The sequence below is a fragment of the Bacillus sp. MT94 genome (assembly GCF_058792475.1).
Window position 1 is genome coordinate 1,082,015 of record NZ_JBXAEZ010000001.1, and the last position, 24,110, is coordinate 1,106,124.

Consider the following 24,110-nt stretch of genomic DNA (forward strand, 5'->3'; position numbering starts at 1 on the left):
TATTTCACCTCGTATAATTTTTGAAATAGAAAGCTTGTACAAAGTATACTGTCTATTTCTGTCGGAAAAAAGAGAAAATACACAATTTATGTAACATTATGCAAAATTACATAAATTGTGGTCAATATTATAAATAATGAACGGAACACATATGAACATTAATTTGAATAAAAAAGAGTCCTTTTAGGCGCTCATCCAATTGGTTAATTATCTATATTCATTCTAATAAAAGTGCACTTACATCTAAATAACAACATAAAAACCCACTCTTTACTATTAAGAGTGGGTTTAATGCTATTAAAATAACAATTACTATAAGAAACCTTATAATTTATATTTTTTTAGTAATCCTACTAAGTTTTTTGTAAAATTCACCTTTTGTTTTTATATGCTTAAACTGATTTGGATTAATATTTGCTTTTTGTGAGAGTGCTACAATCTCTTCTTTTGTAATTGAATCTTTCGTATTTATAGATGCTATATTTGTGTATTTTCCGTCTTCTGTTTTTGGAATTTCTAAAATCCCTTTATTCACAAGATCAACTACAGCCTTATGCTCTGAAGAATGTAAATCTACACCAGTAATTTTCCAATTATGCATAACTTTCGGTGTGTATACACCGTTCTTTACTTCTTTTAAATATGTAATAGCAAGGTTACGAATGGTTCCACCTGTTTCTCCGAATGCATTCTCTTGTTTAGATGACCAAATTTGTTCAAACTTACGCCCCTCTAAAGCTCCCCCTTTTGCCTGAAGAGCCTCCATTCTATATGCATTCATTCCCAGCGTCATAACATCGCTCATTTTGATTGGTTTGTTTGTACGAATAGAGCGTAAATTTGTAATTCTGCTTCCGTATGGTTTTGTTAAGTCAATTTCGTATTTTACGCCTCCAAAGAAATCGTTCGTACTGTATTTAGATGCACGGCGGGTTTTATCAAAGCTAACGGTTACATCTCCGGCACGAGATGAGTTAAAATATCCTGCTGCCCATTCCATATAGTCTTTTAAATCTTTTCCAGAAATCTTATATACTGTAATTTCTCCCAAGGCATATTGGTAATTGTACGCAATATCTTTTTTCTTAATAGGACCTGTATCCAAACGGGCATAATCATTATCAATTTGATGGGCTACTACATCTGCTTTACTGTAGTAGAGCATGACTTCATGAAAGAAATCTGATAAAGGTGTTTCTTGAATCTGAACACTTGGAATACCCTTTATTTCATTTTCAGGAACAAGATTTCTACCCTTTAATTGAGCGACTACAACATTTGCATCTCCTCTCGCATATTCGTGAAAAGGTGTTAGTGTTTCTTCAAGTGTAGGATCAGATAATATCGTTGTTCCATCAGCATTTTTTACAGGTATAGCGGTAGCAGTTTTATCTTTAAAAACCAACTTCCCATCTTGCTTTGTAAAAGTAAGGTCAATACGTGAAATATGTGTTCCATATTTATCTGGCTCTGTAATAATTACGCCATTTATAACTTCTTTTTTTACAAGTTTATGCATGTGAGCCGCAAAAATAGCGCTTAGTTCCGGACAAGCATTTGCAATATCTTGAACACCAGTACCAGGGATACCATTCTCATTTTCTAATCCCATATGCATAACTCCTACCATTACATCTACTTTACCTTCTAATTCCTTAATTGCCTTTTTCGTCTCTTCTACCGGATTTTTCACCACTAAACCATCTAAGTGATCTGTCCCTTTTTCAAAATCACTAATCATTGGTGTATTCATACCAATAATCCCAACTCTAATTCCATCTTTTTCTACAATTGTATATGCAGGAAGAAAGCGCTCTCCATTTCGCTTGTAAATATTTCCTGCTAACGTTTTTCCCTTATATTGCTCACTAACTTTTTTCAATGTATCTAATCCAAAGTTGAATTCATGATTTCCAAATGCCCAGGCATCATACCCCATTGTATTCATCGCTACCATCATTGGCGATTGTGGCTTATCGTTGAATAATTCTACTGAGTTTCCTTGAATTGTATCCCCGGCATCTACTAATATGGTATTTGGATTTTCTTGACGGACCTTCTTTATAACCGTATAAAGCTGCGTCAAACTTCCACTCATATTTGCTCCATCAAGCGCATAATCCCAAGGCATAAATCTACCATGAATATCTGCAGTACCTAACAATGTAATATTAACTTCAGATTCCTCAGCCTTAGAGATAGATGGTTTGACTATTACTGCCGTTCCAAGCAGTAATAGAATTACAAAGTAACATACATAGTTCTTCCATTTCATTTTTTGCATAATAATAATATTTCTCCCCTTTTTGTACTTTCATAAAGTTGCTTGAACTTTAAAAATGTAACTTATTATTCAGGAAACTTCAACTACAAAAGATAATTTTGAAGGTGGTTCTGTTGCAAAAATAAAGAGAATAAATTGCATACATCCCCTAACAGAATTGTATTTTATCGTTTTCTGACAGAATACTCCTTCCTTAAGCGTGTGAAGTGTACTTTCAAAATAAGAACATATCATTTATCATTATTTCAATTTATTAAAACGGGCATATACAATATGTTATGATGATTAATTTTTTGAATTTCGTTGCTGATTTATTTCCTTCTAAATAAAAACACTTTCAAAAAAAATAACCCCGCTCTTCATTTAAGACGGGGTTACACTTATACAGAAAATCGGATAGTTTCATATTTTCTTAAGCTTATTGGTCACTTTCAACTAATTTCATTCTATTTTTGTTTTCTTCTGAATCAATATGAATCAACCATTTTCCTTGTTTATAATACGTATCAATAACTAGGGAATAATTTTTACTTTTCAATTTCACAAAGCAATTTTATCTCTTTGATTTGTAACATATGACGCTGTTCATGCAAATAGATCAGTTCTATCCACTGATCAAGGGGCAATTCTCCAAGAGCTGGATGCATCACTGATTTTTTCGCTAATACAGACTCATCTTCTATTGTACTCAGGAAACGCATCAATTCTTTTCTTGATTCGTTTAGCATATTGAGCATTTGCTCCACTTCAAATGGTTCTATACTTGGTTCAATCATTTCTGGAGCTATAAACTTTTTCGTTCTATCTAATAAAATAGTATGAATTTCTTTACGCACATTTTGGGTACTATCTAACTTTTTTAACCCTGAGGAAATAACTGTTATCACTCTCTCATCTAATAAAACTAAATGATGACAAACTTGTGCAATACTCCATTTATCCTTATCTGGTTTCCTATTAAATTGAGCATCACTCAACAAAGAAATTTCCTCAACTAATTGATTTCTCGTTTCATAAAACTTTTCATTTACAAATGTATCCATGCGGATTCTCCTTTCATTGCAACCTACATACTTAAATTTCTACGCTAAAAATATTATCTTCGAAAACAGATTTTCTTTCACTACTATTCCAATTTCATTTTAAAGCCACAAATGAAGTTATTTGTTTTTTTGTATGTTTTTAATTGGCACAAATAAATCAACCTTTAACTTTCCTTCTAGATCTTCAGCAACATTATTTAAGCAAAACTCTAAATTATCTCTATCATAATCTGCACCATACTCACTATTTAGTAGCCACTCTGCATACATGTATTGATACGCTTCACTTAATTTATGAGGTTCATCATAGAACTGGTATAGACCATATGTACCTCCATCTAATCTTTTAAATTGCACATCATGATACTTTTCTTTATCGAAGTTTTCAGGAATCGTAACACATGCATCATGCCGGCACTTATGACTTGCAACAAGTTCAGGATTATCTAATGATATTCCGATAAATGATTGCTCTGGTGGATACAGTTTATTTTCAATTGACCAGTTCAGTAACTTCCCCCAGTGATCTTGCGGTTCAAAGTAGCTACCAGTTCGTCTTATATACGCTACTTCTAATGGTGGTAATTTTTTTATAACAACTTTCATTTATATCTTCTCCCCTATAAATATGTACACTGTTTAATTAGCTTTTTTTAACATTTATTCCTTCTTAAATTAAAAGAATTCTCTAATCATATAAAGTGAAACTTTAATCAGCGGGAGATGAATTTTAATTGAAATATAATTGATTACTATTACTACTACTAAAGTAGTATGTACTTTCATACTTTTATTTGATTTTACATTCTTTTTAAATCGATATATTAATTGTAAGAAAATAAAAAGGTGGAGGATTTTAATTGATTAAAGGAATATACGAAGCGCATTTACCAGTATAATGTCCTATCAATTTATCATTAAATAAATGTAAAAAATGACCCTATTTATTCATTTTTAATGCGTATGTATGTACATTTGTTAATTTATTCGATATATTATGGGTATTGAATGATTACGTAAAGTGTAAAGGTCGCTTATATAACACCTTATATTTTTATATCCGTGAAAACTACAAAGTGTATGAAAATCCATTTGTCAAATGAATTTAGTGCGGAAGGAGGTTTGTGGTTACTTCATAGGGTATAATAATCAGTTTTTACTGATAAAAATATAGGAGGCGACATAATGTTTCGTACGATTTCAAATTTCATGAGAGTAGCTGAGATAAGAAGGAAAATCCTTTTTACACTAGCGATGTTAATCGTTTTTCGAATTGGCACGTTTATTCCAGTTCCTCATACTAACGCAGAGGTATTAAAAGTACAAGATCAAGCTAACGTTCTAGGTATGTTAAACGTATTTGGTGGAGGAGCATTGCAACATTTCTCAATCTTTGCTGTAGGTATTACACCATATATTACAGCTTCCATCATAGTACAATTACTACAAATGGATGTTATACCTAAGTTTTCGGAATGGGCAAAGCAAGGAGAAATGGGGCGTAAGAAATCAGCTCAATTCACTCGATACTTTACAATCATTCTCGCATTCATACAGGCCATCGGAATGTCTTATGGCTTTAATAATATAGCAGGTGGACAATTAATAACAGATCAAAGCTGGACTACATACTTATTTATTGCGACAGTTTTAACTGCAGGTACTGCATTTTTACTTTGGTTAGGCGAACAAATTACCGCTAACGGAGTTGGTAATGGTATTTCGATGATTATCTTCGCAGGTCTCGTTGCCGCGATTCCAAATGTTGCAAATCAAATTTATTTACAACAATTCCAAAATGCTGGCGATCAGCTATTTATGCACATAATAAAAATTGTTTTAATTGGACTCGTAATTTTAGCGATAGTTGTTGGTGTTATTTACATTCAACAAGCTGTACGTAAAATACCGATCCAATATGCAAAAGCTGTTTCAGGAAACAATCAATATCAAGGAGCAAAAAACACTCATTTACCGCTTAAAGTAAATAGTGCTGGTGTTATACCAGTTATCTTTGCTTCTGCATTTTTAATGACGCCGCGTACAATTGCGCAGCTCTTCCCTGATTCAAGCGTATCAAAATGGTTAGTTGCAAATCTTGATTTCGCACATCCAATTGGAATGACAATTTATGTCGGTCTTATCGTTGCTTTCACATACTTCTACGCATTTATTCAAGTAAATCCTGAACAAATGGCTGAGAATTTGAAAAAGCAAAATGGATATGTTCCTGGTATTCGTCCTGGTAAAGCAACTGAACAATATGTAACTAAAATTTTATACCGTTTAACATTTATTGGTGCAATTTTCTTAGGTGCAATTTCTATATTACCGCTCGTATTCACGAAAATTGCTACGTTACCACCTTCTGCTCAAATTGGTGGTACAAGCTTACTTATCATTGTCGGTGTAGCACTAGAAACCATGAAGACTTTAGAAAGCCAGCTTGTAAAACGTCATTATAAAGGCTTTATTAAAAAAGTGAATTAATTATCAAAAACACAGTTGGTTATTTTTCCAACTGTGTTTTTGATTTTATCAGTCCTGTAATATACAGGGCTGTTGCTTTATTAAACTACATCTCCTTCTCTAATAACCGCCCTTTTTTGAAATAAGTCCGTAGTGTTGAACGATTGGCCAAAAATACACCAATCAATATAAGACAAGCTCCCATTCCCATTGTAGGATTTAAGGGTTCTCCTAATACGATATAACCTACGATAATTGCTATTAATGGTGATACATATAACCACGTCGATGGAAATACTGGGTTTGTTTTTGATAAGAGCCAGTAATATAATCCGTGTCCACCGATCGATCCGATAAATATGAGATATAAAATAGGCCATTGTACACTCCATGAAGTTAATACAGTTACATTTGGTTGTTCTACAATAATAGATGCGATTAATAGTAAAATCCCTCCATAAAACATTTGAATTCCGTTAATAAGAAATGGTGATACATTTGATAAATCTGAAAGTATTTCTTTCGAACGAATAGAGCCTATTCCGTAAAATAACTCTCCTATAACTAAAACAATACAAGCAATACTCCATATGAAACTTACTTGTTGATGCATTCCTGGTAAAGAAACAAATATAACACCTATTAGTGCAATAACTAAGGCAACGAGTTGTTCCTTTTGTAATTTCTCCCTATTCCTCTTTGCTTGTATTAATAAAATCATCATTGGTCCCGTAGCAGAAAGAACAGCAGCTAATCCCGAAGAAATATATTGTTCTGACCAATATAAACTTGCGAATGTCATAAATGTTAAACAAAATCCAGCATACATAATACGTTTTGAAAATATATGTGGCATAATTTCTTTTCGCTTTAATTTAAAAATAATCATAAGGATTATACCCGCTAAAAAGAAGCGAATTCCTGCTGAAAACAACGGTGGCGCCCCTGCTTCAATTCCAATTTTAATCGTTAAAAATGTTGTCCCGAAAATAATACATACTAAAATGTAATTAAAAATGACCATTTTACTTCCTCCTTTTTACTCTTAAAATGAGTATAGAGGCTATGGTGTATAACAGTGTATCGGTACATATAACAGTTACTTCAAGTTGTAGTTGATTCCCTATATATTTTTCGCTTTAATTAAATTAAAAAGAAAAATAGGTGAACCTATGAAGATTGTATTGCGTAAAGAATCAAACATACCGTATTACAAGCAAATATATATGCAAATTGTTGAAAGAGTACAAAGTGGTATGCTTTCACATGGTGAATCCCTTCCTTCTTTACGTTGTATGGCCACAGATTTACAAATCAATGTATTAACTGTTCGTAAAGCTTATAAACAGTTAGAAACGAAAGGGTATATACGCATCGAACAAGGAAAAGGTGCTTACATATATAAACGTGTAAAGAAAGATTTCAAACCGATACCGTATAAATGGCAACAATCAAGATCTATTAATGTTATGCGTTCTCAATATGCAATGAATAAACACCGTAAATATTATGATTTTTCACAAGCAATTCTGTATCCCCGTCTGTTACCAAATCCATTTTTGGCAGACGAAATGCATAAATTGCTAGATAAAAATCCGATGTTGTTAGCAACTTATGGGCCAGTTCAAGGCGATTATGAATTGCGAGTTGAAATAGCAAATTACTTAAATGAACACCAGAAATTAGTGACGGACCCATCTCAATTATTAATTACAAGCGGAGCACAACAAGGAATTGATTTAATTGCTCAAACATTATTAAAACCTGGAGATACTGTATTAGTAGAAAGTCCGTGTTACAGTGCCGCGCTTGATGTTTTCATCAATAAAGGTGTTCAAATCATTCCTGTTTCTCTTGATAATCATGGAGTTCGCTCCGACTTAATTGATGATATTTGTCAAAGTAAAAATCCCGTTTTATTGTATACGAATCCGACCTTCCAAAACCCGACAGGTACAGTAATGAGTAAAGAACGAAGAATGGAACTTATAGAACTAGCGGAGCTATATCAATTTTTTATCATTGAAGATGATTCTTTCGGAGAAATATATTTTGAAGATGCTGTAGTACCACCTCCAATCAAAAGTTTTGATAAGGATGGCCACGTAATATATATAAAAGGATTTAGTAAAACGTTAGCACCAGGATTGCGTATTGCAGCACTTATTGCCGGTGGCCCTATTTTTGAATGGCTATATGCAGTGAAAGGTTCGATGGATATCGGTAGTCCTTTATTAACACAAAAGGCACTTCTACCGTTTTTACGTGCGGAACGTATGAAAAATCATTTAGAAAAATTACGAACAGCTTTACAAATGAGACGTGATTTAACAATTGATATATTATCGCCATTAAAAGAACTAAACTTTGAAATACCAAATGGCGGTTTTAATTTATGGGTGACACTGCCTGATTCGATAGATCCCTTTACCTTATTACAAAAAGCAAATGAAGTAGATGTCTCTTTTTTACCAGGAACAGCTTGTCTATTAAATTACGAAACAAATGATAACCAATTAAGAATTAGCTATTCAATGTTAAACGAGAAAGATATGGAAATTGGATTAGAGAAATTACACGATACAATACGAAACAGTATTTGTTAGAAGTAATATCACAATAGCCAACAATAAATAATACCCGCAAATGAAAATGTATAGTATGGGATATTATCTATTGTTGAGCTTTTTCGTTATTCAAATCTAGTTACTCTATAAGCTGTAATCTTTATTATCATTCCACTTTAACTACAATCTTTCCTCTAACATGTTGTCCTTCACTCAAAATATGAGCTTCTCGAACTCCTGCTTCATTAAATGGCACCACTTTACTTATGATTGGTTTGATTTTTCCGTTTACAATTAAAGCTGATAATTCTTCTAATTGTTTTCCATTTGGTTTTAGCCATAAAAATCCTGATTTTATTCCTTCTACTTTTTGTAGTGGTTCATGAACAATGGAAACTAGAACACCACCAGGTTTAATAATTCGAAAACTTTTTTCTTGCACTTCGCCACCTATTGTATCTAACACAATATCAAAATCTGATACTAGTTCTTCAAATTTATCTTTTTTATAATCAATAACGAGATCCGCTCCTAAAGACTGTAAAAATTCTTTATTTTTACTACTAGCAGTCGTGGCAACAAAAGCTCCAAATGATTTTGCGATTTGGATTGCCAAACTTCCAACGCCACCAGCTCCAGCATGAATGAATACACGGTCATTTTCTTTTATTTTTGCGTAATCTACAAGACTTTGCCACGCTGTAAGTCCTGCAAGAGGAATAGAAGCTGCTTCTTCGTAACTAATATTATTAGGCATATGTGATACTAAATCTAATTGTACTGCAATGAATTCAGCATAAGAGCCGCTTCCTATATTTTCAGGTTTCGTAAACACTTTATTTCCTATATTGAAACACTCTACATCTTCTCCAACTTCTTCAATAACTCCAGCTACATCTAATCCTAAAGTGATTGGAAATGAAAAGCGTAACTGTTCTTGTAAGTCACCTTTTCTTATTTTCCAATCAACTGGATTAACAGATGTTGCATGAATACGTATTAATACCTCATTATTCTTAACAATCGGTTTTAAAACTTGTCTTTCTTTTAATTCTTCAACACTACCATATTGTTCAATAACAATTGCTTTCATTTCCTCTCCTCCTTGCTGTTTATTTTAATAACATACAATTATTTCTCAAAATTTTTTGCCTTGAATTACCATATACTTATTTTTGGGGGTAATGATGCAAAAAGCATTATAAATTAAAATTTTAATCATTCCTCACCAATCGGGCTCTTACTGCCCGGCAAATAGCGGGATGAATTTCAAAAAGAATCTTACACACATCTTAGAATTATTCAAAACTGTATTATTAATTAAATTCAAAAGAAATGGGGCTAACTTTATGAGTGAAAAGATATTGAAAATAAACGGTATTGATATATGTACAGAAAGCTTCGGTAACTCTAATGATCCCGCTATTTTATTAATTATGGGAGCTACTTGTTCAATGATATATTGGGATGAAGAATTTTGTGAACAGTTGGCGAACACAGGGAAATTTGTTATTCGCTTTGATAACCGCGATGTTGGACGCTCTGTTACATATGAACCTGGCACTTCAAATTATTCAGTAACAGATATGGCTGAAGATGCAATCGGGGTATTAGACGCTTATCATATTGATAAAGCCCATCTTTTTGGTATGTCATTAGGTGGTATGATTGCTCAAATTGCCGCTGTAAAACATCCCGAAAGAATTTTGACGCTAACTTTACTAGCGACTAGTGTAATAGGATCTGATAATAATACTCGCGATTTACCCCCAATGGATGAAAGGATTTTAACACATCATGTAAAGAGCGCAAGTATAGATTGGACAAATAAAAATGATGTGGCAGAGTATTTAGTTTCAGGATCTCGTCTATTATGTGGATCAGAACGAATATTTGATGAAAATAGAGTTTATACACAAGTAAAACAAGAAATAGAACGCGCAAACAATTTATTAAGTATGTTTAATCACGCTTTACTTCAAGGTGATGATGCATATGAAGGTGTACTTCACTCCATACAAGCACCAACATTGGTTATTCACGGAACAGACGATACAGCACTCCCATTTGAACATGGCCTCGCACTAATTGATGAAATTCCAAACTCAGTACTATTAACTCTTAAAGGGGCAGGTCATGAAAATCATCCAAATGATTGGGAAAGCATAATTACTGCGGTTTCTAAACATACATCTGAAATTTAGACAAACAAATAATTAACAGAAGGGGCACAATTTGTATTGTGCCCCTTCCATTTACAAACAAAAACCCATCACTGTATTCGTATGTATAGTGATGGGACTTCTTATATTTTTCTATGTTTAAAAAAATGGACAATCTAATTGATCAACAGATTCCCATAATTTTTTTTTTGCATTTTCAGTGGATGTATTTGCTTCTAGTGTCATGTTTTTAAAAGGGTTTACTTCGACTTTTAATAAGGATGAAGGCTCCACATATAATGAGAAAACATGGCTGCTTGGTAAAGCTTTTGAAACGTCAATATCTCCTACTTGTTTAAATAATTGCTGCGCAGCAAAAAAGAAGAAATTAGTTGGATTTGATTGTTTATTCAGCCACGCAAGCATTTCAGGTGATACCGATTTATGAATATTGATTTTTACTCGATCACCACGTTTATATCGCCTAGATCGCATACTTCCACCAACTAACTTATCGTTAAGTTTGTAAATCCTAACTCTTTTTGCTTATGCTCTCTATATTTTGGCGAACAAGTATAAACTAATAATCCTCGTGCATTTGTAAATAACGGATTATCTACAAAGATTACATTTTTGAGTCGTCCTTTTTGCTTTAAAATCATTTTTAAACTGTTTTTAATAATTACTGCACCCCCGCCATAAATAAACACGTATGGATCGTCTTTCATATCATCAATTTTATTTATAATATCTGTTGCAACACGTGCTGCTAAACCTAATAGCGCTGGCTGTGATTCCTCAACTAATAAGGTATTTCTCGGATGCTTATCATTTAAATAAATTTGATTGAATTCTGTAATACTATCAATCGTCTTAGTTGGATACTTCCGGTTCCATCTCGTAATGATTTGTAGTAACGTCTCTTTTACACCATAAGATAAACCTTTACTTAGTTGCGGACGGAAATTTACCCCTAATGAAACGACTTCTTCTGTCGTCCCTGCACCAATATCAAAAGAGAGTAGAGTTTTATCTACAAAATCAATTTCAGAAACTTGATTTTGCTCACATTCTATTTTATGTTTCACAACATTTCCTTCTTCATCGTATACAATGCCCCACGTCCCAGAAGCACCCTCAGGCAGGCATTTACAATACTCAATTGAAACATTAATTGTCACATCGCGTCCGTTCGGATAATGGAAAATAACCTTATGATTTCCCATATAACGTTTTGCATTTTCAGCAGCTATTTCTTGTGTAATAAGCTGCATAGGAAGAGCGACAGATAAATCATATCGAATATTAATATGGCTAGAAGTTGGACTTTGACGCATAGCGCTTACCGCCAAACCTGATAGTATTGTAATAACCATTAACTCATCCGTTGACTTATTTGATTTCTTCTCTACCTCAGTACCTTTTAATTGATCTTGAATGACTTTTTCTCCAACGATGTATCGTACATTATTTAGCATTAACGATGGCGAACTTATAGTCACATCAATGTGGTTTTCTAATTCAGATAATGAAACATCTACCTCGTCTAAGAGTCCTGTAGGCTCACCTATATATAAAGAATAAATACTCGGAATAAAAATAGGGTCTTGCCCTTTCACCATTAACTTCAAACCGTTGTTTCCTGCATCTGCACCAGCTTTTAAAAGTATAGACATAACTACCCCCTAAATTAATCTGACATCCCTTCCAAATATATGCGAGCCCATTCTTTTACATTCAAATGTATTGTAATTTTTTATTTATCATAAAACCAAAATATTGCATACTTACATATTATATGTAAAAAGTATTTGACATGATGCTTTTCCAATTTTATACTTATATTTGTAAAGAGTTTTTTACAATCGAGGGGGGGAATTATTTATTGAATACTAAAAAAACTATTTTTATAATCATTGTTTTAGCATTAATTGCAATACTAGTACATGGCACATATAAATACATCACTGAAGGTTCTATTTTGGGTGGTACGATTTTTGCTATTTCGTTAATACTTAGTAATTTAATTAATCACATTACTTGGGGAAATCCCCACGGTGTATCAGAAGAAAGTCAAGATGAGATGGGTCAACAAATTACATATAAAAGCTTTAAAATTGCGTATTTTGTTCTTGTAGTTGTAATGTTCCTTTTATTAATCTTCTCCGAAGGATTTTCTATGGGGGCTAATTTAGATGGAGTAAAAAACCTCCCTCTGTTCATCGCAATTTGCTCTTCATTCTTTATTTATCCTATTGTCGAACTCATAGTTGCAAAACAATATAAGTAAAAAGATGAGGTTTTCTACATGTAGAAAACCTCATCTTTTTATATTTACATACTCTCTACAATTGCTTTTAATTTATTCACAGTCCGCCAATTCCTAACTGTAGCTGGTGTATGTAACTTCTGAAACTGGTTCATTAATTTAGAATTTCGAATGCTATTTTTGAAAAACAAATAAACAACTTTCTCATCTATATAGCAATCTTCAAGTTCACTTTTAAATGTAAGCAATTGACTACTTTCCTCTTCAGAAAGTACATTAGCTAAAAAAGCAACATGAACACTTTCTCCTTCTAACAATGAATGAACTTCATACGGACATTGTTTAATAATATTTATAAATTCACCATATGTTCTTAGCATGACTGAAATATCGAAATCAAATTCATTTTTTATTTCAGATTGTATTCGGTCCTTTAGAAAGTTTATATCTTCCTCAGATTCGAACACGATATTACCACTTTGTATATATGTTTTCACTTGTTTTAACCCTATTGATTCAAACACTCGTTTTAAATCAGCCATTTTGATTACTTTATGTCCACCGACATTGATTCCTCTTAGTAATGCAATATAAAGTGTCATATTATTCCCCTCACAATAAAATAAACTTATCAATTGAATCGATTTTCCCACTCATATTTCTCGGATATTTGTTTTAATTCTTCTAACATATCATGAATAGATAATACCTCAAATAAAATAATAGACTCACTTGAAAAATGGTGATGATAATGATTTGGTTTATAATCTTTTAAATCATTTTTATAACTCCAAAATTGCTTGTCTAATTCAGCAATAAGTTTCAAATGTTCCTCATCAATTTCATTACAACGGTTTCTCAATATAGCAATTATAGAATGAATTGTTCGTTGTAATATTTCCCTTTCACTTTGTGACCAGTCACAATTCTCAATTGACACTCGAGCTAAATTATCTATATGGTAAATGATTTGCTGTAATATATGAAGTTGGTTCTGCATGGTTAAAAAGCTTCTCATTTCCTTCTTTGTATGTTGATGATATTTCCAATCTTTCTGCTCATATTGAACAAATTGTATCGCCTTATGCAATAATACAGTCAATTTAGATAAATCCTGAGCGGTCTCCTTTTTCATACCTTTTCCTGCAACTAATGCAGTAATCCATTCTTCCATAATATTTGCTGTTTTAGCAAATAGATCCTCTGTACATCCAAAAATCGTTTTCGTGTAGTGTGGTGGGAAAATGAAAAAATTCACTAAAGTAGATACTATAATACCAGTAGATGTAGTAGCTGAACGAATTAAAAATGCAGTGAAATAATGATCTGCCGTAATTGGAATCATAGCTACAGCAGTTAAAGTTGCGACTAATGTTCCCGCATGTAACCTTAGTTTTTGACATGTAACGATCGTAAACATCGCAGCTAATGCATAAGAAATTGCTTGATGACCTAAGAAAAATGTGAACGTCATGGCATATGCCGATCCAATTGTTGAGGCCGGAAAGCGAATAAGCCCTTTTTTTATTGAGTCTGTTGCAGTTGGTTCAATTGTAACAATTGCTGTTATTACAGCAAAAATAGTTGGAATGTTAAAAAATTCACAAACTAACACTGTAAGAAAAACTGCAATCCCAGTTTTAATGACTCTTCCCCCAACGATATTCCATTTTCTATCTTGATTCATTTTTTATATCCTTCATTTCTGTTTCATTTTATATACATATATTATATATTACTAAAATAAAAAAACCTACTACGTGAATATTCAAGAGTAAGTTTTCTATCTCATTATTTCATTATAGGTAAATGCATTATTATTTGTTGGCCAATTGGTCCCATTCTTCTAAAACCTTTATCCTCGAAGCCCACTTTTGCATATAAATTTTGCGCAGGAATATTTCTTTCATTCACAGCAAGTACAACTTCATTTTTTATTGGAAAATAGCGTTTTACAAACTCTTCTAATAATAACAATGACTTTTTAGCGAATCCTTTTCTTTGTCTATTGTGATTAATAGAAAATGACGTTAAAAGTAAAGCATCCTCATTATCTGTGAACTCCTTTACTCTATCTCCCGTTTCCAATGCGAAAAGACCCACCGGTACGCCATTGTAATCTAAAATAACAATCACATTTTTTGTACGATCACTTTTTGCTTTTTCCAGTAATGCGCTTGGATCTGCTGTAAACTGAACTTGTTCACTTGGTAAAGTAAATGTTTGTATAACTTCTTTATATTTCTCCTTATACGGAACTAATTGAATTTCTCCTGTGTGTATGTTCATGCTAAACTCTCCCATTTTTTAGCTTATTAACTTATACCTTGCTGTGCTTTTGAATGCACTCTTCCATCTAAAAAGGTAATTTCAACAAATGAATTTGGATTGTTTCCTTTCCAAGCAAAAATTTGTTTAATTTGTGTAGAATGTTCTACCCCTTCTTCTATAAGTAAATCCCCTTCAAAACCAATTAAATCTTTCACTTCTGTATAAGTCATTCCTTCATTTATGTTCGAGAAATGATTTATATTGATAGATTCTTTCTGTTGCCTTTCCATCACAGTAGAAGAAGTTGCTGTTTGATTTTTCACTTCTTTTCTCTTTTCACACGCTGTCATACTGAAACCTAAGCATAAACTAAACAATATACATGCGCTTTTTTTCATCATAACAGTTGTCCCTCCCATCATAATTAAACCATATATTCCCTTAAAAATAAACTGAATATTTAATATTATAGTTAAAAACCTCGCACAATTAAGTACGAGGCTAATTTCATTTATTCAAATGATTATTTGATTGATCATCCTGTTCTTTTCTTAACTCTTGTTCTTCATCTTTTGGTAATTGTTTATCATTATCTTTAATTGGATTCGTTTCTCGATTTTCAATCATATCATTTGGAACTTGTGGCATTACTCGTCCCACAATAGCCGCTAATTCATCTAGTATACCTTCACCTGTTTTTCCTTTTTTAATTTGCTTTCCGATTTGTTTGAGGCGTTCATACGTATCAACATCTGCTACAACGACTGCATTAGCACCGTCAGGGTCATTTTTTAAACTTTCTGCAACAGAATATTTAATTGATTCAACACGAGTTCGATCAAGTTTTGCTTTTACGTCTATACCTACAATAGCATATTTTCCAACAACGACCGCTGTCGCATCATTCACACCTGGCACACTTGCTGCTAAAGATGCTAAATGATCTGCCGCTTTTTCATTTGGCTTATTTGATTTATTCGTATAATTAACATTTTTCATTGAAACATTTTTTTGTTCCGGCTTTTCGTTTGGGTTTTCTTTTGTTCCAATACTGCATCCAGTTATAACGAAGCAAAGCATTAATATATATATTAGAGTTTTCATTATTTTCACCACTTCACTTTTAAGGTTTAATCATAAATTTTTTCAACAGCTTGCATTTTCTTTACCTTTTCCTCGGCCCCGCTATTAGCATTAATGAATATTTGGTACGTATCTTTTCCTAAAGTACCTACAAATTCATAGCAAAGTACTTCATTATGCAAATCATTAACTACTACAGCTTTACGTTCTTCCATTACTTTTACATCCGGATTGATTTTCTTTCTTGCTTCTGCTGCAGTTAGCTTTGCCGATGGAACTGTTCGTTTTTGATGTGACGCTAAATATTCTTTTGCGGAGAACCCTACGATAGAACCGTCATCTAAAGCAATTTTCATTTGGATTGCTTCTGGATAAATTCGTACTCCATTTTCATTTACTACATACGTAAATACACCAACATTATCATATTGAGAGCTATCATAAAGCTCCATATTATTAAACTTATGGTCCTTTAAAAATTTTAAACCTTTACTACCTGCATCGTTTAAACTAACTTTCTGTTCTTTAATTTCGCGGTTATTCATAACCCAAATTGGATATCCGCCTTTTCCGGTAATATCCATATAGAACTCATTGTTCATTGCTTCATCTTTAATTTTCACACTATAGAAGGATTCTTTCGCACCTTTTCCACTTTTCTCTACATCTACTTTTTCATTTCCTTTTAAATTTAAAAACGATTTGGCAATTTTCGCCGCTTCATCTTTAGAAATTGCCTTTCCTTCCGCTTCAAATCCGCCTTTTTTATTTTTTTGCGCACTTGTAAAGGTCGGTCCGAAGTTTGTAGAAGAATATGATGTTACGTTTTTCTCTACAGTTTTCAATCCATCAATAATTGTGTTATCTGCTGGATCACGATTTGATGCAAGTGCCATTTCTACATCCATCCAGCGTAAATTATTTTTCAAAACAAGATGTTGTACTTTTCTTAGTTCATCTTGTATATTTCCTGCATTTGAATATAAAGTTTGTAGCGTTTTATATTCTTGCTCATTTAACGGCTCTTTTTCTAAATCACGAATGGCTGCACGGTAACTGAAATCACCGATATTCGCTAAAAATTCTTCCGTTTTATTAAATGGCATTAATGTTAAAGGAAGTTGTCCAACATCTGAGCGAGCTTCAGATGTTAAACGCCATACATCCGCTAATGCAGGTGATAAAGATGATCGTGAATTCATCGCAAGTGTTGTGCCAATTTTATCGTGTAATAAATCGACTTCGTATGCTAAATCATGGAATGCACGTTGATAGCTATTTTCCGCTCGAATTAAAACCGCATTTTTCTCTTGGTGCTCTTTATAGCCCCAATAGCCTGTTCCTACTACACCGACTGTTAATAATACAATGATAATACCTCGTAACATTGTCCCACCTCCGCTCTATTTACAGAAAATATGTTTACCGATTTTTTTAATTTGTGGACGAGTCCAAATCCATTTACTAGTCGCAGTATCTGGATTGAAATAATATAAAGCATTTCCTGTTGGATCCCATCCGTTAATCGCATCTAAAACTGCTTTTTTTGCTGTTTCATTTGGCGTTAAATATATTTGTCCATCGGCTACTGCTGTAAATGCTCTAGGCTCAAAGATTACACCTGAAACAGTATTTGGGAATGACGCACTTGTAACACGATTCAAAATAACGGCAGCTACTGCAACTTGTCCTAAATACGGTTCACCACGTGATTCGCCGTATACTGCGTTTGCCATAAGCTGAATATCATTTTGAGAATAACCGTTCGGAACATTTGTCCCTTTATTTTGAGGTGGTTTATTCTCTTGTGCAGTTCCGCCGCTATTTCCTTTATTCGTTGTTGTCCCTTTATTAGCAGTTGACTTGTCATACTTCGTTGCCTTCACGAGCATTTGCTTCGTTTTAGCTCCAGCTAAACCATCAACGGGTAATCCGAATTTCTCTTGAAAATTCCGAAGTGCCCAGTATGTACCCCATCCGAAAACACCATCCACTTTTCCCGTATAAAATCCGTTATATTTCAAACGAGATTGCAGTTCAATGACATCTTCGCCAGATGCTCCTCTTTGAATAACTTGATTAGAAAAAGCTTCTACATTCTTTAGTTGTATACTACTGACCATTAAAGACAGTCCTATGAACGCAAGTAAAACTGCTATTTTAAAAATAGCTTTTTGGCGCATAATTTTCCCTCCTTAATTACGGAAATGATTTCTTGGTTATGTTTTGTAAAAGCCTCGCTTTTATGTAAAGAAGACAAAAAAATCCAAACTAATATCGTTGAAAAAATATGTAAACAATATAAAAAAAGGATGAAAGGAGTTCATCATGAAGAAATCGTTAAAACGTGTCGCACTCGTCATTCTGTTCCTAACAACATGTTCAAATATATATACAGACTCATCAATTGTTCATGCGCAGCCGCCGTATGCCAAATGGGGTAAACTTGCCGTAGAAAAGACGAAAGAACAATACCCAAAAGCAGAAATTATTGACTATCTTCATATAGGTAGAAAACCAAAAACAGTTCAAATAACTGTTGAAAAATTTAAATTGTGGTTACGTGAAGATGGAAAAGAATATGGTGTTTTTGTTGATGTAGAATTTGAAACGAAGACGGAGAAATTTATAAAGTTGTCGTTTCAGAAGACGAGTAGATAAAGTGAAACCCCACTGTTAGAAATGGAAACAGTGGGGTTCCTTGCATTTCTAAAATTCTTTCCTAAAGTTTCGATTCCCTAAAAATCTTACCAATATACAAATAGCGCCAATTACTACAGCTATCCCTATACTATATAAAAGTACTTTACCATATCCACCTATTCTCGGATCTAAAAACGGATATGGATACCAATTCACGATTGGACCACGTATTAAGCTATATACAACGTAAAAACACGGGAATAAGAGCCAACTTGCAGCTTGTTTCCAAGTGATTTTCTTAATAGGTGGATTTAAAATCCAATCTAAAAGCATTGCAATCGGCATGATATAATGTAGCACAGTATTTACCCATGGTATTGCCGTTTGAAGTGACTCTTCTAACCCTCTTAGTAACAAAAAATAAACGAGTCCTGTCGTAAGTATGTATACCGTTGCCGCACCACGAAGTATACTAAACTGTTCTGAGCGACCAAATGTAGCTGTTCCGATACTGCTTAAAAGGAGAATACATGCAACTAAAATGTTACTTTCAATAGTGAAGAAACTAAAAAAGTTAACTGGATTAAACGGCTTCACTTGTGCCCTAATTATGAATTGCGTAATAATGGTGCTACACACTAGAAGACTTAAACATAATCTAAATAAAGATAAAATTTTTTCATCCTTCATACATTCCCTCCTTTTCTTATATATAATTAGAATTTCCCTGTACATGCTCAATAAATAGTTTTAATGGAACAAGCCCACGTTTTGGCATATGACTACTTATAATAGCTACTATTTCTAACTGAGGAATGATAACGATGTATTGTCCGCCGTATCCCATAGCAAAATATATACAATACGGTATGTGAAATCTTCCGTTATCTAATACCCACCAGTGATATCCATATGCACCGACATGTTCATATGTTTCAAATAGAGCCCTACTTGACTCTTCTAACCATTTCGCTGATACAATTTCTTTTTCATTCCAATATCCATTTTGCAAACATAACTTTCCTAATTTTAATAAATCGGTAGATTTCATTTTCATACCGAAGCCGCCGACATATATACCTTGCGGATCTTGTTGCCACTCGTATTCGTTAATTTCTAATGGATCAAATAAATATTTCTTTGCAAACCGCTCTGTCGACATTCCAGTAGCTTCTTGAATAATATAGCTCAGTAAATGAGAAGAACCTGAATTATAATTCATTTTTGTAGCAGGTTCTTCAATTATTGGCTTTTCTAATATGTACTGTACCCAGTTCTCTGATTCTACAAAGTCATTTGGGAATACTACTCCATTTCCAAACTCTTTCCAATCCTCACCAGTAGTCATTGTTAATAAGTGATAAAGCGTCAAATCATGTTTTTCCCCAGGTACATTTTCAATCCACTCTGTAATCGGTGTATGTATATCATTTATATAGCTCTTATCAAGAGCAATACCAATTAATAAAGATACAATACTTTTTGTAATCGAATTTATTTTATATAATTTATTTGCACATTCAAGTGTTTTATAGTACTCAGTTGTTAATTCCCCTTTTTGATAAACAAGAAATGTATTCACTTTTTTCTTTTCGAATTTATTTTCTAGTTGCTTGAAATCCAAAAACTTTACCTCCATTTAAATAGTTACTCCATTTATTATATCTTGTTCCTTCATTTTAAACATAATTGTGCTCAAATAAAAATAAACCTGTCAGTCATAATGAACTGACAGGTTTATTTTTATAATTTCGTACGAACATTCCACAGCTCTGGGAAGAATTGTTGATCAAGTACTCGTTTTAAATAAGAAACACCGGAGGATCCACCTGTTCCCATTTTATGTCCAATAATTCGTTCTACTGTTTTCATATGACGAAAACGCCATTGTTGTAGCCAGTCTTCAATATCAATCAATTTTTCAGCAAGCTGATATAAATTCCAATATTTTTTCACATCCGCATATACTTCTAACCACGCTGCTTCTACTGTTGCATCTTCTTCATAAGGTTGCGTAATATCACGGTTTAACACATCTTTATGAATAGGGAATCCTTCTTTTACTAATGCTTGAATCGCGACATCATATAGACTTGGTGCATGTAGCGCTTTATGAAGTCGTGCATGTAATTCTGGATCCTTTTCATAAATTTTTAATGCGTGTGGCGTTTTATAGCCAAGTGCATACTCAATCATACGATATTGATACGATTGAAAACCTGAAGCTTGACCGAGTGAATCACGAAACTCAATATATTCTGATGGTGTTAATGTCGCAAGAATATCCCAAGATTGAATAATTTGAGACTGAATTTTTGATACACGTGCTAACATTTTAAAAGCTGGTTGTAATTTATCTTGTTTAATAGATTCAATCGCCGCATTTAGCTCATGTAAAATGAGCTTCATCCAAAGCTCACTTGCTTGGTGAATAACGATAAATAACATTTCATCATGATGGTCCGATAATCTTTTTTGAGAAGATAGTAAACTATCTAATTGTAAATACTCCCCATACGTCATATTCTCTTTAAAATCCGTATGAATCCCTTTTTCCATAATTACTTTTTCATTTTCTTTCATATTAGCCAAACGCCCCTTTTATATGATTCTACTTATATTGGTCTAATAACAGCTCGAACTGGACTTCCATCTGCATCAGTTAATGCAAGTGGTAATGCAATAAGTTCATAATCACCGTCTGCTACATGATCTAGTACGACATTTTCTAAAATATGAATTCCATGTTTAAATAATTGATGATGCGCTGCTAATTCTTTATCATCTAGCGGATCAACTGATGGTACATCTACTCCGATTAAACGAATACCTTTCTCTGAAAGAAAAGGTGCTATGTCTGCACGTAAATGAGGGATCACATCTGGAAATTCTTCAGCTTTTCCATGTGAAGATGTACGTAATAATAATCGTTCTACACCTTCTAAATGAAAGCTTTCTAATTCCTTTTTCCCGATGCTTTCAAAATTAGAAACGTCAATAATCCGTGCTGGACCAACATAAACTTGAACATCTAAATCTAATACTTTCTTTCCATCATTATCAAAATGAAATGGTGCATCAATATGAGTGCCTGTATGAATACTCATCGTTAACTTTCCGACATTTACCGAGCCACTTTCTTCTTTTGACCATGAAACTTCATACGAGAACGGTGTGTCTCCTGGCCACGTTGCAATATTATTATTTAGCGGTTGTGAAATATCAATCCACTCTGATGTTTTCATATTTATGCCACAACCTCTCGCTTATTTTCAAACTGCTTATACTCTTCATTTTTCATAATTTTCTTTAATATTTGTACAGATTTCCACACTTCTTCGTATGTGTTATATAAAGCGACCGGCGCAAGTCTCACCCCATTTGGCGCTCTAAAATCTGGAATTACTCCATTTGCTTTTAGTGCTTTACATATACGTGCTGCTTCTGCATGCTCTAAATAAATGTGCCCGCCTCGTTTTTCATCCTCTAATGGATTTCCAATTGTAAATTCGAAATCTTTTAATTCATGTTCAATTAAATTCAGCATGTACCTCGTAATATGTAAAGATTTCTCACGTAAACGCTCAATACCAGCATCTTTGAAAATTTCAAGTGAACCAATTAATGGTGCTGTACTTAAAACGTGAGGTGTACCAATTTGATAAGCACCTGCATGATCAGCGGCTGTTAATGTATGATCCATATCAAACTGCTTATCTTTTCTAGAACTAAACCATCCAGACAACCCTGGTAGTCTATTAAAATGTTTATTATTTACATAAATTCCTGCAACGCCACCCGGTCCTGCATTTAAATATTTATAATTGCACCAAACAGCAAAATCGACATCCCAATCTTTGAAATGATGCGGAATAGATCCTATTGAATGGCATAAATCAAATCCAATGTGAATGCCGCGTTTATGAGCTTCCGTTGTTAAACGTTTCATATCCAGAATTTGACCACTTCTATATAAAACAGAAGGTAATAAAATTAAAGCGATATCATCTTCCATCGCATAAATAATATCTTCTTCAGAAAGTGTTCTACCATCTCGGCTTTTCACTCTTACTAAATGCTCCTCTGGATCTAATCCTTTTAAACGAATTTGACTTTGAAGTGCATAAATATCTGATGGGAAAGTTAATTCATCCGCAAGTATTTTTGTACGTATTCCTTTTGGTTCGTAAAACGTCGCAATAACTTGGTGTATATTTGTAGTTGTAGAACCGGTTACAATAGTTTCTTCCGGTAAAGCACCAATAAGAGGGGCTGTAAGTTTACCTAATTTCTCTGAAAGGAAAAACCACGGGTGCTCACCTTCTGTCCAGCCGTCAATGCCATACTCTTTCCACGAATCTAGCAACGTAAGTAATGATTTCTCTGCTCTTTTTGAAAGTAGTCCTAATGAGTTTCCATCTAAATATATCGTTCCTTCTTTTTTATAGAATTCAGTTTGAAAATCTTTCAGTTCATCATGTTTATCACATTCAAGCGCATATTCATAATTCGGTTGAAATGGTTCTTTATACATGGTGTCACCTTCTCTTAATTTTCTTTTTATTCTAACTAATTGAAATATATCACCTCAATTGATACGACGTCAATGATATTATGTCAGTTGACTTTATATATGAATTTCTTTTACAATACAGTTATATTTTCAGATATTTCAGTATAAAGAGGTGATTCTTTGAAAAACAGTACCCTTTCATCAAGAAAACACCGCTCCTTAGAAACGAAGAAAAAACTATTACACTCTGGTTACACTATTTTTATAAATAACGGATTTCAAAAAACGACAATTACACAAATTATTAAACATGCAGAAACTGGTTACGGAACAGCATATGTATACTTTAAAAACAAAGATGATCTCCTCACCGTTTTAATGGAAGATGTTATGAATCAATTTTATGATATTGCCAAGCGCTCCTTTTTGCCTCAAACGAAGGAAGAAGCACATAAAATGATTCAAAATCAAGTTAGAGCATTTCTACAACTAGCAAAGAAAGAACGAGCTATTTTACAAGTTGTAGAAGAAGCAATCGGATTATCAAAAGAGATACGTCAAAAATGGGACGAGATACGGGAACGCTTCATAAACAATATTACGCAGGATATTACATACTCTCAAGAAAGTGGATTAGCACAGCCTGAATTAAATAAAGAAATTGTAGCACGTGCTTGGTTCGCAATGAATGAGATGTTTCTTTGGGCAATTGTGAAAAATGATAAAAAATTTGAGTTAGAAGAGATAGTACATACATTGACGGAGATGTATACGACGGGGTTATATAAATAGCACACCTGCAATAA

At 33.3% G+C, this 24,110-nt stretch carries 25 protein-coding genes; 6 read left to right on the top strand and 19 right to left on the bottom strand.

Annotation, left to right across the window (positions count from 1 at the left end; all coding sequences use genetic code 11):
• Positions 1-331: 331 nt before the first annotated feature.
• The 3 genes from AC1Q51_RS05235 to AC1Q51_RS05245 all read right to left on the bottom strand — a co-directional run bounded on the left by AC1Q51_RS05235 (position 332) and on the right by AC1Q51_RS05245 (position 3,933).
• Complete coding sequence (locus tag AC1Q51_RS05235) at positions 332-2,284, bottom strand: bifunctional metallophosphatase/5'-nucleotidase (RefSeq protein WP_492331412.1); 1,953 nt, start codon at positions 2,282-2,284, stop codon at positions 332-334.
• Between the two features lie 527 nt (positions 2,285-2,811).
• On the bottom strand, positions 2,812-3,327 hold the full coding sequence (locus AC1Q51_RS05240) for a DinB family protein (protein WP_000379380.1): 516 nt from the start codon (positions 3,325-3,327) through the stop codon (positions 2,812-2,814).
• Between the two features lie 117 nt (positions 3,328-3,444).
• The gene (locus AC1Q51_RS05245; RefSeq protein ID WP_000869614.1) at positions 3,445-3,933 is read right to left on the bottom strand and encodes an AraC family transcriptional regulator; all 489 of its coding nucleotides are present in this window, start codon (positions 3,931-3,933) and stop codon (positions 3,445-3,447) included.
• Positions 3,934-4,512: 579 nt separating this feature from the next.
• Between AC1Q51_RS05245 and secY the strand changes: the two genes are divergently transcribed.
• Positions 4,513-5,817 (top strand): preprotein translocase subunit SecY, encoded by a 1,305-nt coding sequence (gene secY, locus AC1Q51_RS05250; protein ID WP_492331413.1) that lies wholly within the window; start codon positions 4,513-4,515, stop codon positions 5,815-5,817.
• Positions 5,818-5,902: 85 nt separating this feature from the next.
• Here secY and AC1Q51_RS05255 read toward each other — a convergent pair whose 3' ends face one another.
• Positions 5,903-6,820: a DMT family transporter gene (locus AC1Q51_RS05255; RefSeq protein WP_000234339.1), complete on the bottom strand. Its 918-nt coding sequence runs from the start codon at positions 6,818-6,820 to the stop codon at positions 5,903-5,905.
• 148 nt (positions 6,821-6,968) lie between these two features.
• Here AC1Q51_RS05255 and pdxR point away from each other — a divergent pair, with 148 nt between their 5' ends.
• On the top strand, positions 6,969-8,402 hold the full coding sequence (gene pdxR, locus AC1Q51_RS05260) for a MocR-like pyridoxine biosynthesis transcription factor PdxR (RefSeq protein WP_000706779.1): 1,434 nt from the start codon (positions 6,969-6,971) through the stop codon (positions 8,400-8,402).
• A 127-nt stretch (positions 8,403-8,529) separates the two neighbouring features.
• Here pdxR and AC1Q51_RS05265 read toward each other — a convergent pair whose 3' ends face one another.
• Entirely contained in the window at positions 8,530-9,456 is a 927-nt protein-coding gene (locus tag AC1Q51_RS05265; RefSeq protein WP_492331414.1) for an NADP-dependent oxidoreductase, read from the bottom strand.
• A 256-nt stretch (positions 9,457-9,712) separates the two neighbouring features.
• Here AC1Q51_RS05265 and mleBCA point away from each other — a divergent pair, with 256 nt between their 5' ends.
• Complete coding sequence (gene mleBCA, locus AC1Q51_RS05270) at positions 9,713-10,567, top strand: BCA family alpha/beta fold macrolide esterase (RefSeq protein ID WP_492331415.1); 855 nt, start codon at positions 9,713-9,715, stop codon at positions 10,565-10,567.
• A 117-nt stretch (positions 10,568-10,684) separates the two neighbouring features.
• On the opposite strand, the gene AC1Q51_RS05275 is transcribed toward mleBCA, so the two are convergent.
• Together AC1Q51_RS05275 and AC1Q51_RS05280 are read right to left on the bottom strand one after the other, a co-directional pair.
• On the bottom strand, positions 10,685-11,020 hold the full coding sequence (locus tag AC1Q51_RS05275) for a hypothetical protein (RefSeq protein ID WP_001257761.1): 336 nt from the start codon (positions 11,018-11,020) through the stop codon (positions 10,685-10,687).
• Between the two features lie 11 nt (positions 11,021-11,031).
• Complete coding sequence (locus AC1Q51_RS05280; protein WP_000025622.1) at positions 11,032-12,201, bottom strand: ParM/StbA family protein; 1,170 nt, start codon at positions 12,199-12,201, stop codon at positions 11,032-11,034.
• Positions 12,202-12,410: 209 nt separating this feature from the next.
• Here AC1Q51_RS05280 and AC1Q51_RS05285 point away from each other — a divergent pair, with 209 nt between their 5' ends.
• Entirely contained in the window at positions 12,411-12,815 is a 405-nt protein-coding gene (locus tag AC1Q51_RS05285) for a hypothetical protein (RefSeq protein WP_065483919.1), read from the top strand.
• A gap of 44 nt (positions 12,816-12,859) precedes the next feature.
• Here AC1Q51_RS05285 and AC1Q51_RS05290 read toward each other — a convergent pair whose 3' ends face one another.
• The 7 genes from AC1Q51_RS05290 to sleB form a co-directional block, all read right to left on the bottom strand.
• A complete protein-coding gene (locus tag AC1Q51_RS05290) occupies positions 12,860-13,396 on the bottom strand; it encodes a DUF1697 domain-containing protein (protein WP_492331416.1) in 537 nt (178 codons plus the stop codon).
• 29 nt (positions 13,397-13,425) lie between these two features.
• Positions 13,426-14,481 (bottom strand): aromatic acid exporter family protein, encoded by a 1,056-nt coding sequence (locus tag AC1Q51_RS05295; RefSeq protein WP_492331417.1) that lies wholly within the window; start codon positions 14,479-14,481, stop codon positions 13,426-13,428.
• A gap of 104 nt (positions 14,482-14,585) precedes the next feature.
• Positions 14,586-15,098 carry a GNAT family N-acetyltransferase gene (locus tag AC1Q51_RS05300; RefSeq protein ID WP_072938688.1) on the bottom strand — a complete coding sequence of 171 codons (513 nt, stop codon included), beginning with the start codon at positions 15,096-15,098 and terminating at the stop codon, positions 14,586-14,588.
• Between the two features lie 11 nt (positions 15,099-15,109).
• A complete protein-coding gene (locus AC1Q51_RS05305; RefSeq protein WP_016512697.1) occupies positions 15,110-15,466 on the bottom strand; it encodes a hypothetical protein in 357 nt (118 codons plus the stop codon).
• 106 nt (positions 15,467-15,572) lie between these two features.
• Positions 15,573-16,169, bottom strand: a complete 597-nt coding sequence (locus AC1Q51_RS05310) for a YhcN/YlaJ family sporulation lipoprotein (RefSeq protein WP_000854060.1) — start codon at positions 16,167-16,169, stop codon at positions 15,573-15,575.
• A 26-nt stretch (positions 16,170-16,195) separates the two neighbouring features.
• Positions 16,196-17,536, bottom strand: coding sequence for a germination protein YpeB (gene ypeB, locus AC1Q51_RS05315; protein WP_492331418.1), 1,341 nt, complete (start codon positions 17,534-17,536; stop codon positions 16,196-16,198).
• Between the two features lie 15 nt (positions 17,537-17,551).
• A complete protein-coding gene (sleB, locus tag AC1Q51_RS05320) occupies positions 17,552-18,331 on the bottom strand; it encodes a spore cortex-lytic enzyme (RefSeq protein ID WP_001249053.1) in 780 nt (259 codons plus the stop codon).
• 145 nt (positions 18,332-18,476) lie between these two features.
• On the opposite strand from sleB, the gene AC1Q51_RS05325 reads away from it, so the two are divergent.
• Positions 18,477-18,809 (top strand): DUF3889 domain-containing protein, encoded by a 333-nt coding sequence (locus tag AC1Q51_RS05325; protein ID WP_016512695.1) that lies wholly within the window; start codon positions 18,477-18,479, stop codon positions 18,807-18,809.
• Positions 18,810-18,857: 48 nt separating this feature from the next.
• On the opposite strand, the gene AC1Q51_RS05330 is transcribed toward AC1Q51_RS05325, so the two are convergent.
• The 5 genes from AC1Q51_RS05330 to kynU all read right to left on the bottom strand — a co-directional run bounded on the left by AC1Q51_RS05330 (position 18,858) and on the right by kynU (position 23,325).
• The gene (locus tag AC1Q51_RS05330; RefSeq protein WP_492331419.1) at positions 18,858-19,481 is read right to left on the bottom strand and encodes a Pr6Pr family membrane protein; all 624 of its coding nucleotides are present in this window, start codon (positions 19,479-19,481) and stop codon (positions 18,858-18,860) included.
• Positions 19,482-19,497: 16 nt separating this feature from the next.
• Positions 19,498-20,415: a serine hydrolase domain-containing protein gene (locus AC1Q51_RS05335; RefSeq protein ID WP_098256602.1), complete on the bottom strand. Its 918-nt coding sequence runs from the start codon at positions 20,413-20,415 to the stop codon at positions 19,498-19,500.
• 119 nt (positions 20,416-20,534) lie between these two features.
• Positions 20,535-21,374 (bottom strand): tryptophan 2,3-dioxygenase, encoded by an 840-nt coding sequence (kynA, locus tag AC1Q51_RS05340; protein WP_000661957.1) that lies wholly within the window; start codon positions 21,372-21,374, stop codon positions 20,535-20,537.
• A gap of 32 nt (positions 21,375-21,406) precedes the next feature.
• Positions 21,407-22,036, bottom strand: a complete 630-nt coding sequence (gene kynB, locus AC1Q51_RS05345) for an arylformamidase (RefSeq protein WP_000858069.1) — start codon at positions 22,034-22,036, stop codon at positions 21,407-21,409.
• Positions 22,037-22,038: 2 nt separating this feature from the next.
• Positions 22,039-23,325 carry a kynureninase gene (gene kynU / locus AC1Q51_RS05350; protein ID WP_305925712.1) on the bottom strand — a complete coding sequence of 429 codons (1,287 nt, stop codon included), beginning with the start codon at positions 23,323-23,325 and terminating at the stop codon, positions 22,039-22,041.
• A 159-nt stretch (positions 23,326-23,484) separates the two neighbouring features.
• On the opposite strand from kynU, the gene AC1Q51_RS05355 reads away from it, so the two are divergent.
• The gene (locus AC1Q51_RS05355) at positions 23,485-24,096 is read left to right on the top strand and encodes a TetR/AcrR family transcriptional regulator (RefSeq protein WP_000798544.1); all 612 of its coding nucleotides are present in this window, start codon (positions 23,485-23,487) and stop codon (positions 24,094-24,096) included.
• Positions 24,097-24,110: the final 14 nt, after the last annotated feature.

What these genes read in the sequence shown, in the direction of transcription:
- kynU (WP_305925712.1), bottom strand. Translation starts at nt 23,325, where the DNA reads ATGTATAAAGAACCATTTCAACCGAATTATGAATATGCGCTTGAATGT.
- AC1Q51_RS05235 (WP_492331412.1), bottom strand. Translation starts at nt 2,284, where the DNA reads ATGCAAAAAATGAAATGGAAGAACTATGTATGTTACTTTGTAATTCTA.
- kynA (WP_000661957.1), bottom strand. Translation starts at nt 21,374, where the DNA reads ATGAAAGAAAATGAAAAAGTAATTATGGAAAAAGGGATTCATACGGAT.
- AC1Q51_RS05245 (WP_000869614.1), bottom strand. Translation starts at nt 3,933, where the DNA reads ATGAAAGTTGTTATAAAAAAATTACCACCATTAGAAGTAGCGTATATA.
- AC1Q51_RS05310 (WP_000854060.1), bottom strand. Translation starts at nt 16,169, where the DNA reads ATGAAAACTCTAATATATATATTAATGCTTTGCTTCGTTATAACTGGA.
- sleB (WP_001249053.1), bottom strand. Translation starts at nt 18,331, where the DNA reads ATGCGCCAAAAAGCTATTTTTAAAATAGCAGTTTTACTTGCGTTCATA.
- AC1Q51_RS05305 (WP_016512697.1), bottom strand. Translation starts at nt 15,466, where the DNA reads ATGATGAAAAAAAGCGCATGTATATTGTTTAGTTTATGCTTAGGTTTC.
- AC1Q51_RS05280 (WP_000025622.1), bottom strand. Translation starts at nt 12,201, where the DNA reads ATGTCTATACTTTTAAAAGCTGGTGCAGATGCAGGAAACAACGGTTTG.
- mleBCA (WP_492331415.1), top strand. Translation starts at nt 9,713, where the DNA reads ATGAGTGAAAAGATATTGAAAATAAACGGTATTGATATATGTACAGAA.
- AC1Q51_RS05330 (WP_492331419.1), bottom strand. Translation starts at nt 19,481, where the DNA reads ATGAAGGATGAAAAAATTTTATCTTTATTTAGATTATGTTTAAGTCTT.
- kynB (WP_000858069.1), bottom strand. Translation starts at nt 22,036, where the DNA reads ATGAAAACATCAGAGTGGATTGATATTTCACAACCGCTAAATAATAAT.
- pdxR (WP_000706779.1), top strand. Translation starts at nt 6,969, where the DNA reads ATGAAGATTGTATTGCGTAAAGAATCAAACATACCGTATTACAAGCAA.
- AC1Q51_RS05300 (WP_072938688.1), bottom strand. Translation starts at nt 15,098, where the DNA reads ATGGGAGAGTTTAGCATGAACATACACACAGGAGAAATTCAATTAGTT.
- AC1Q51_RS05255 (WP_000234339.1), bottom strand. Translation starts at nt 6,820, where the DNA reads ATGGTCATTTTTAATTACATTTTAGTATGTATTATTTTCGGGACAACA.
- AC1Q51_RS05240 (WP_000379380.1), bottom strand. Translation starts at nt 3,327, where the DNA reads ATGGATACATTTGTAAATGAAAAGTTTTATGAAACGAGAAATCAATTA.
- AC1Q51_RS05275 (WP_001257761.1), bottom strand. Translation starts at nt 11,020, where the DNA reads ATGCGATCTAGGCGATATAAACGTGGTGATCGAGTAAAAATCAATATT.
- AC1Q51_RS05265 (WP_492331414.1), bottom strand. Translation starts at nt 9,456, where the DNA reads ATGAAAGCAATTGTTATTGAACAATATGGTAGTGTTGAAGAATTAAAA.
- AC1Q51_RS05295 (WP_492331417.1), bottom strand. Translation starts at nt 14,481, where the DNA reads ATGAATCAAGATAGAAAATGGAATATCGTTGGGGGAAGAGTCATTAAA.
- secY (WP_492331413.1), top strand. Translation starts at nt 4,513, where the DNA reads ATGTTTCGTACGATTTCAAATTTCATGAGAGTAGCTGAGATAAGAAGG.
- AC1Q51_RS05325 (WP_016512695.1), top strand. Translation starts at nt 18,477, where the DNA reads ATGAAGAAATCGTTAAAACGTGTCGCACTCGTCATTCTGTTCCTAACA.
- ypeB (WP_492331418.1), bottom strand. Translation starts at nt 17,536, where the DNA reads ATGTTACGAGGTATTATCATTGTATTATTAACAGTCGGTGTAGTAGGA.
- AC1Q51_RS05290 (WP_492331416.1), bottom strand. Translation starts at nt 13,396, where the DNA reads ATGACACTTTATATTGCATTACTAAGAGGAATCAATGTCGGTGGACAT.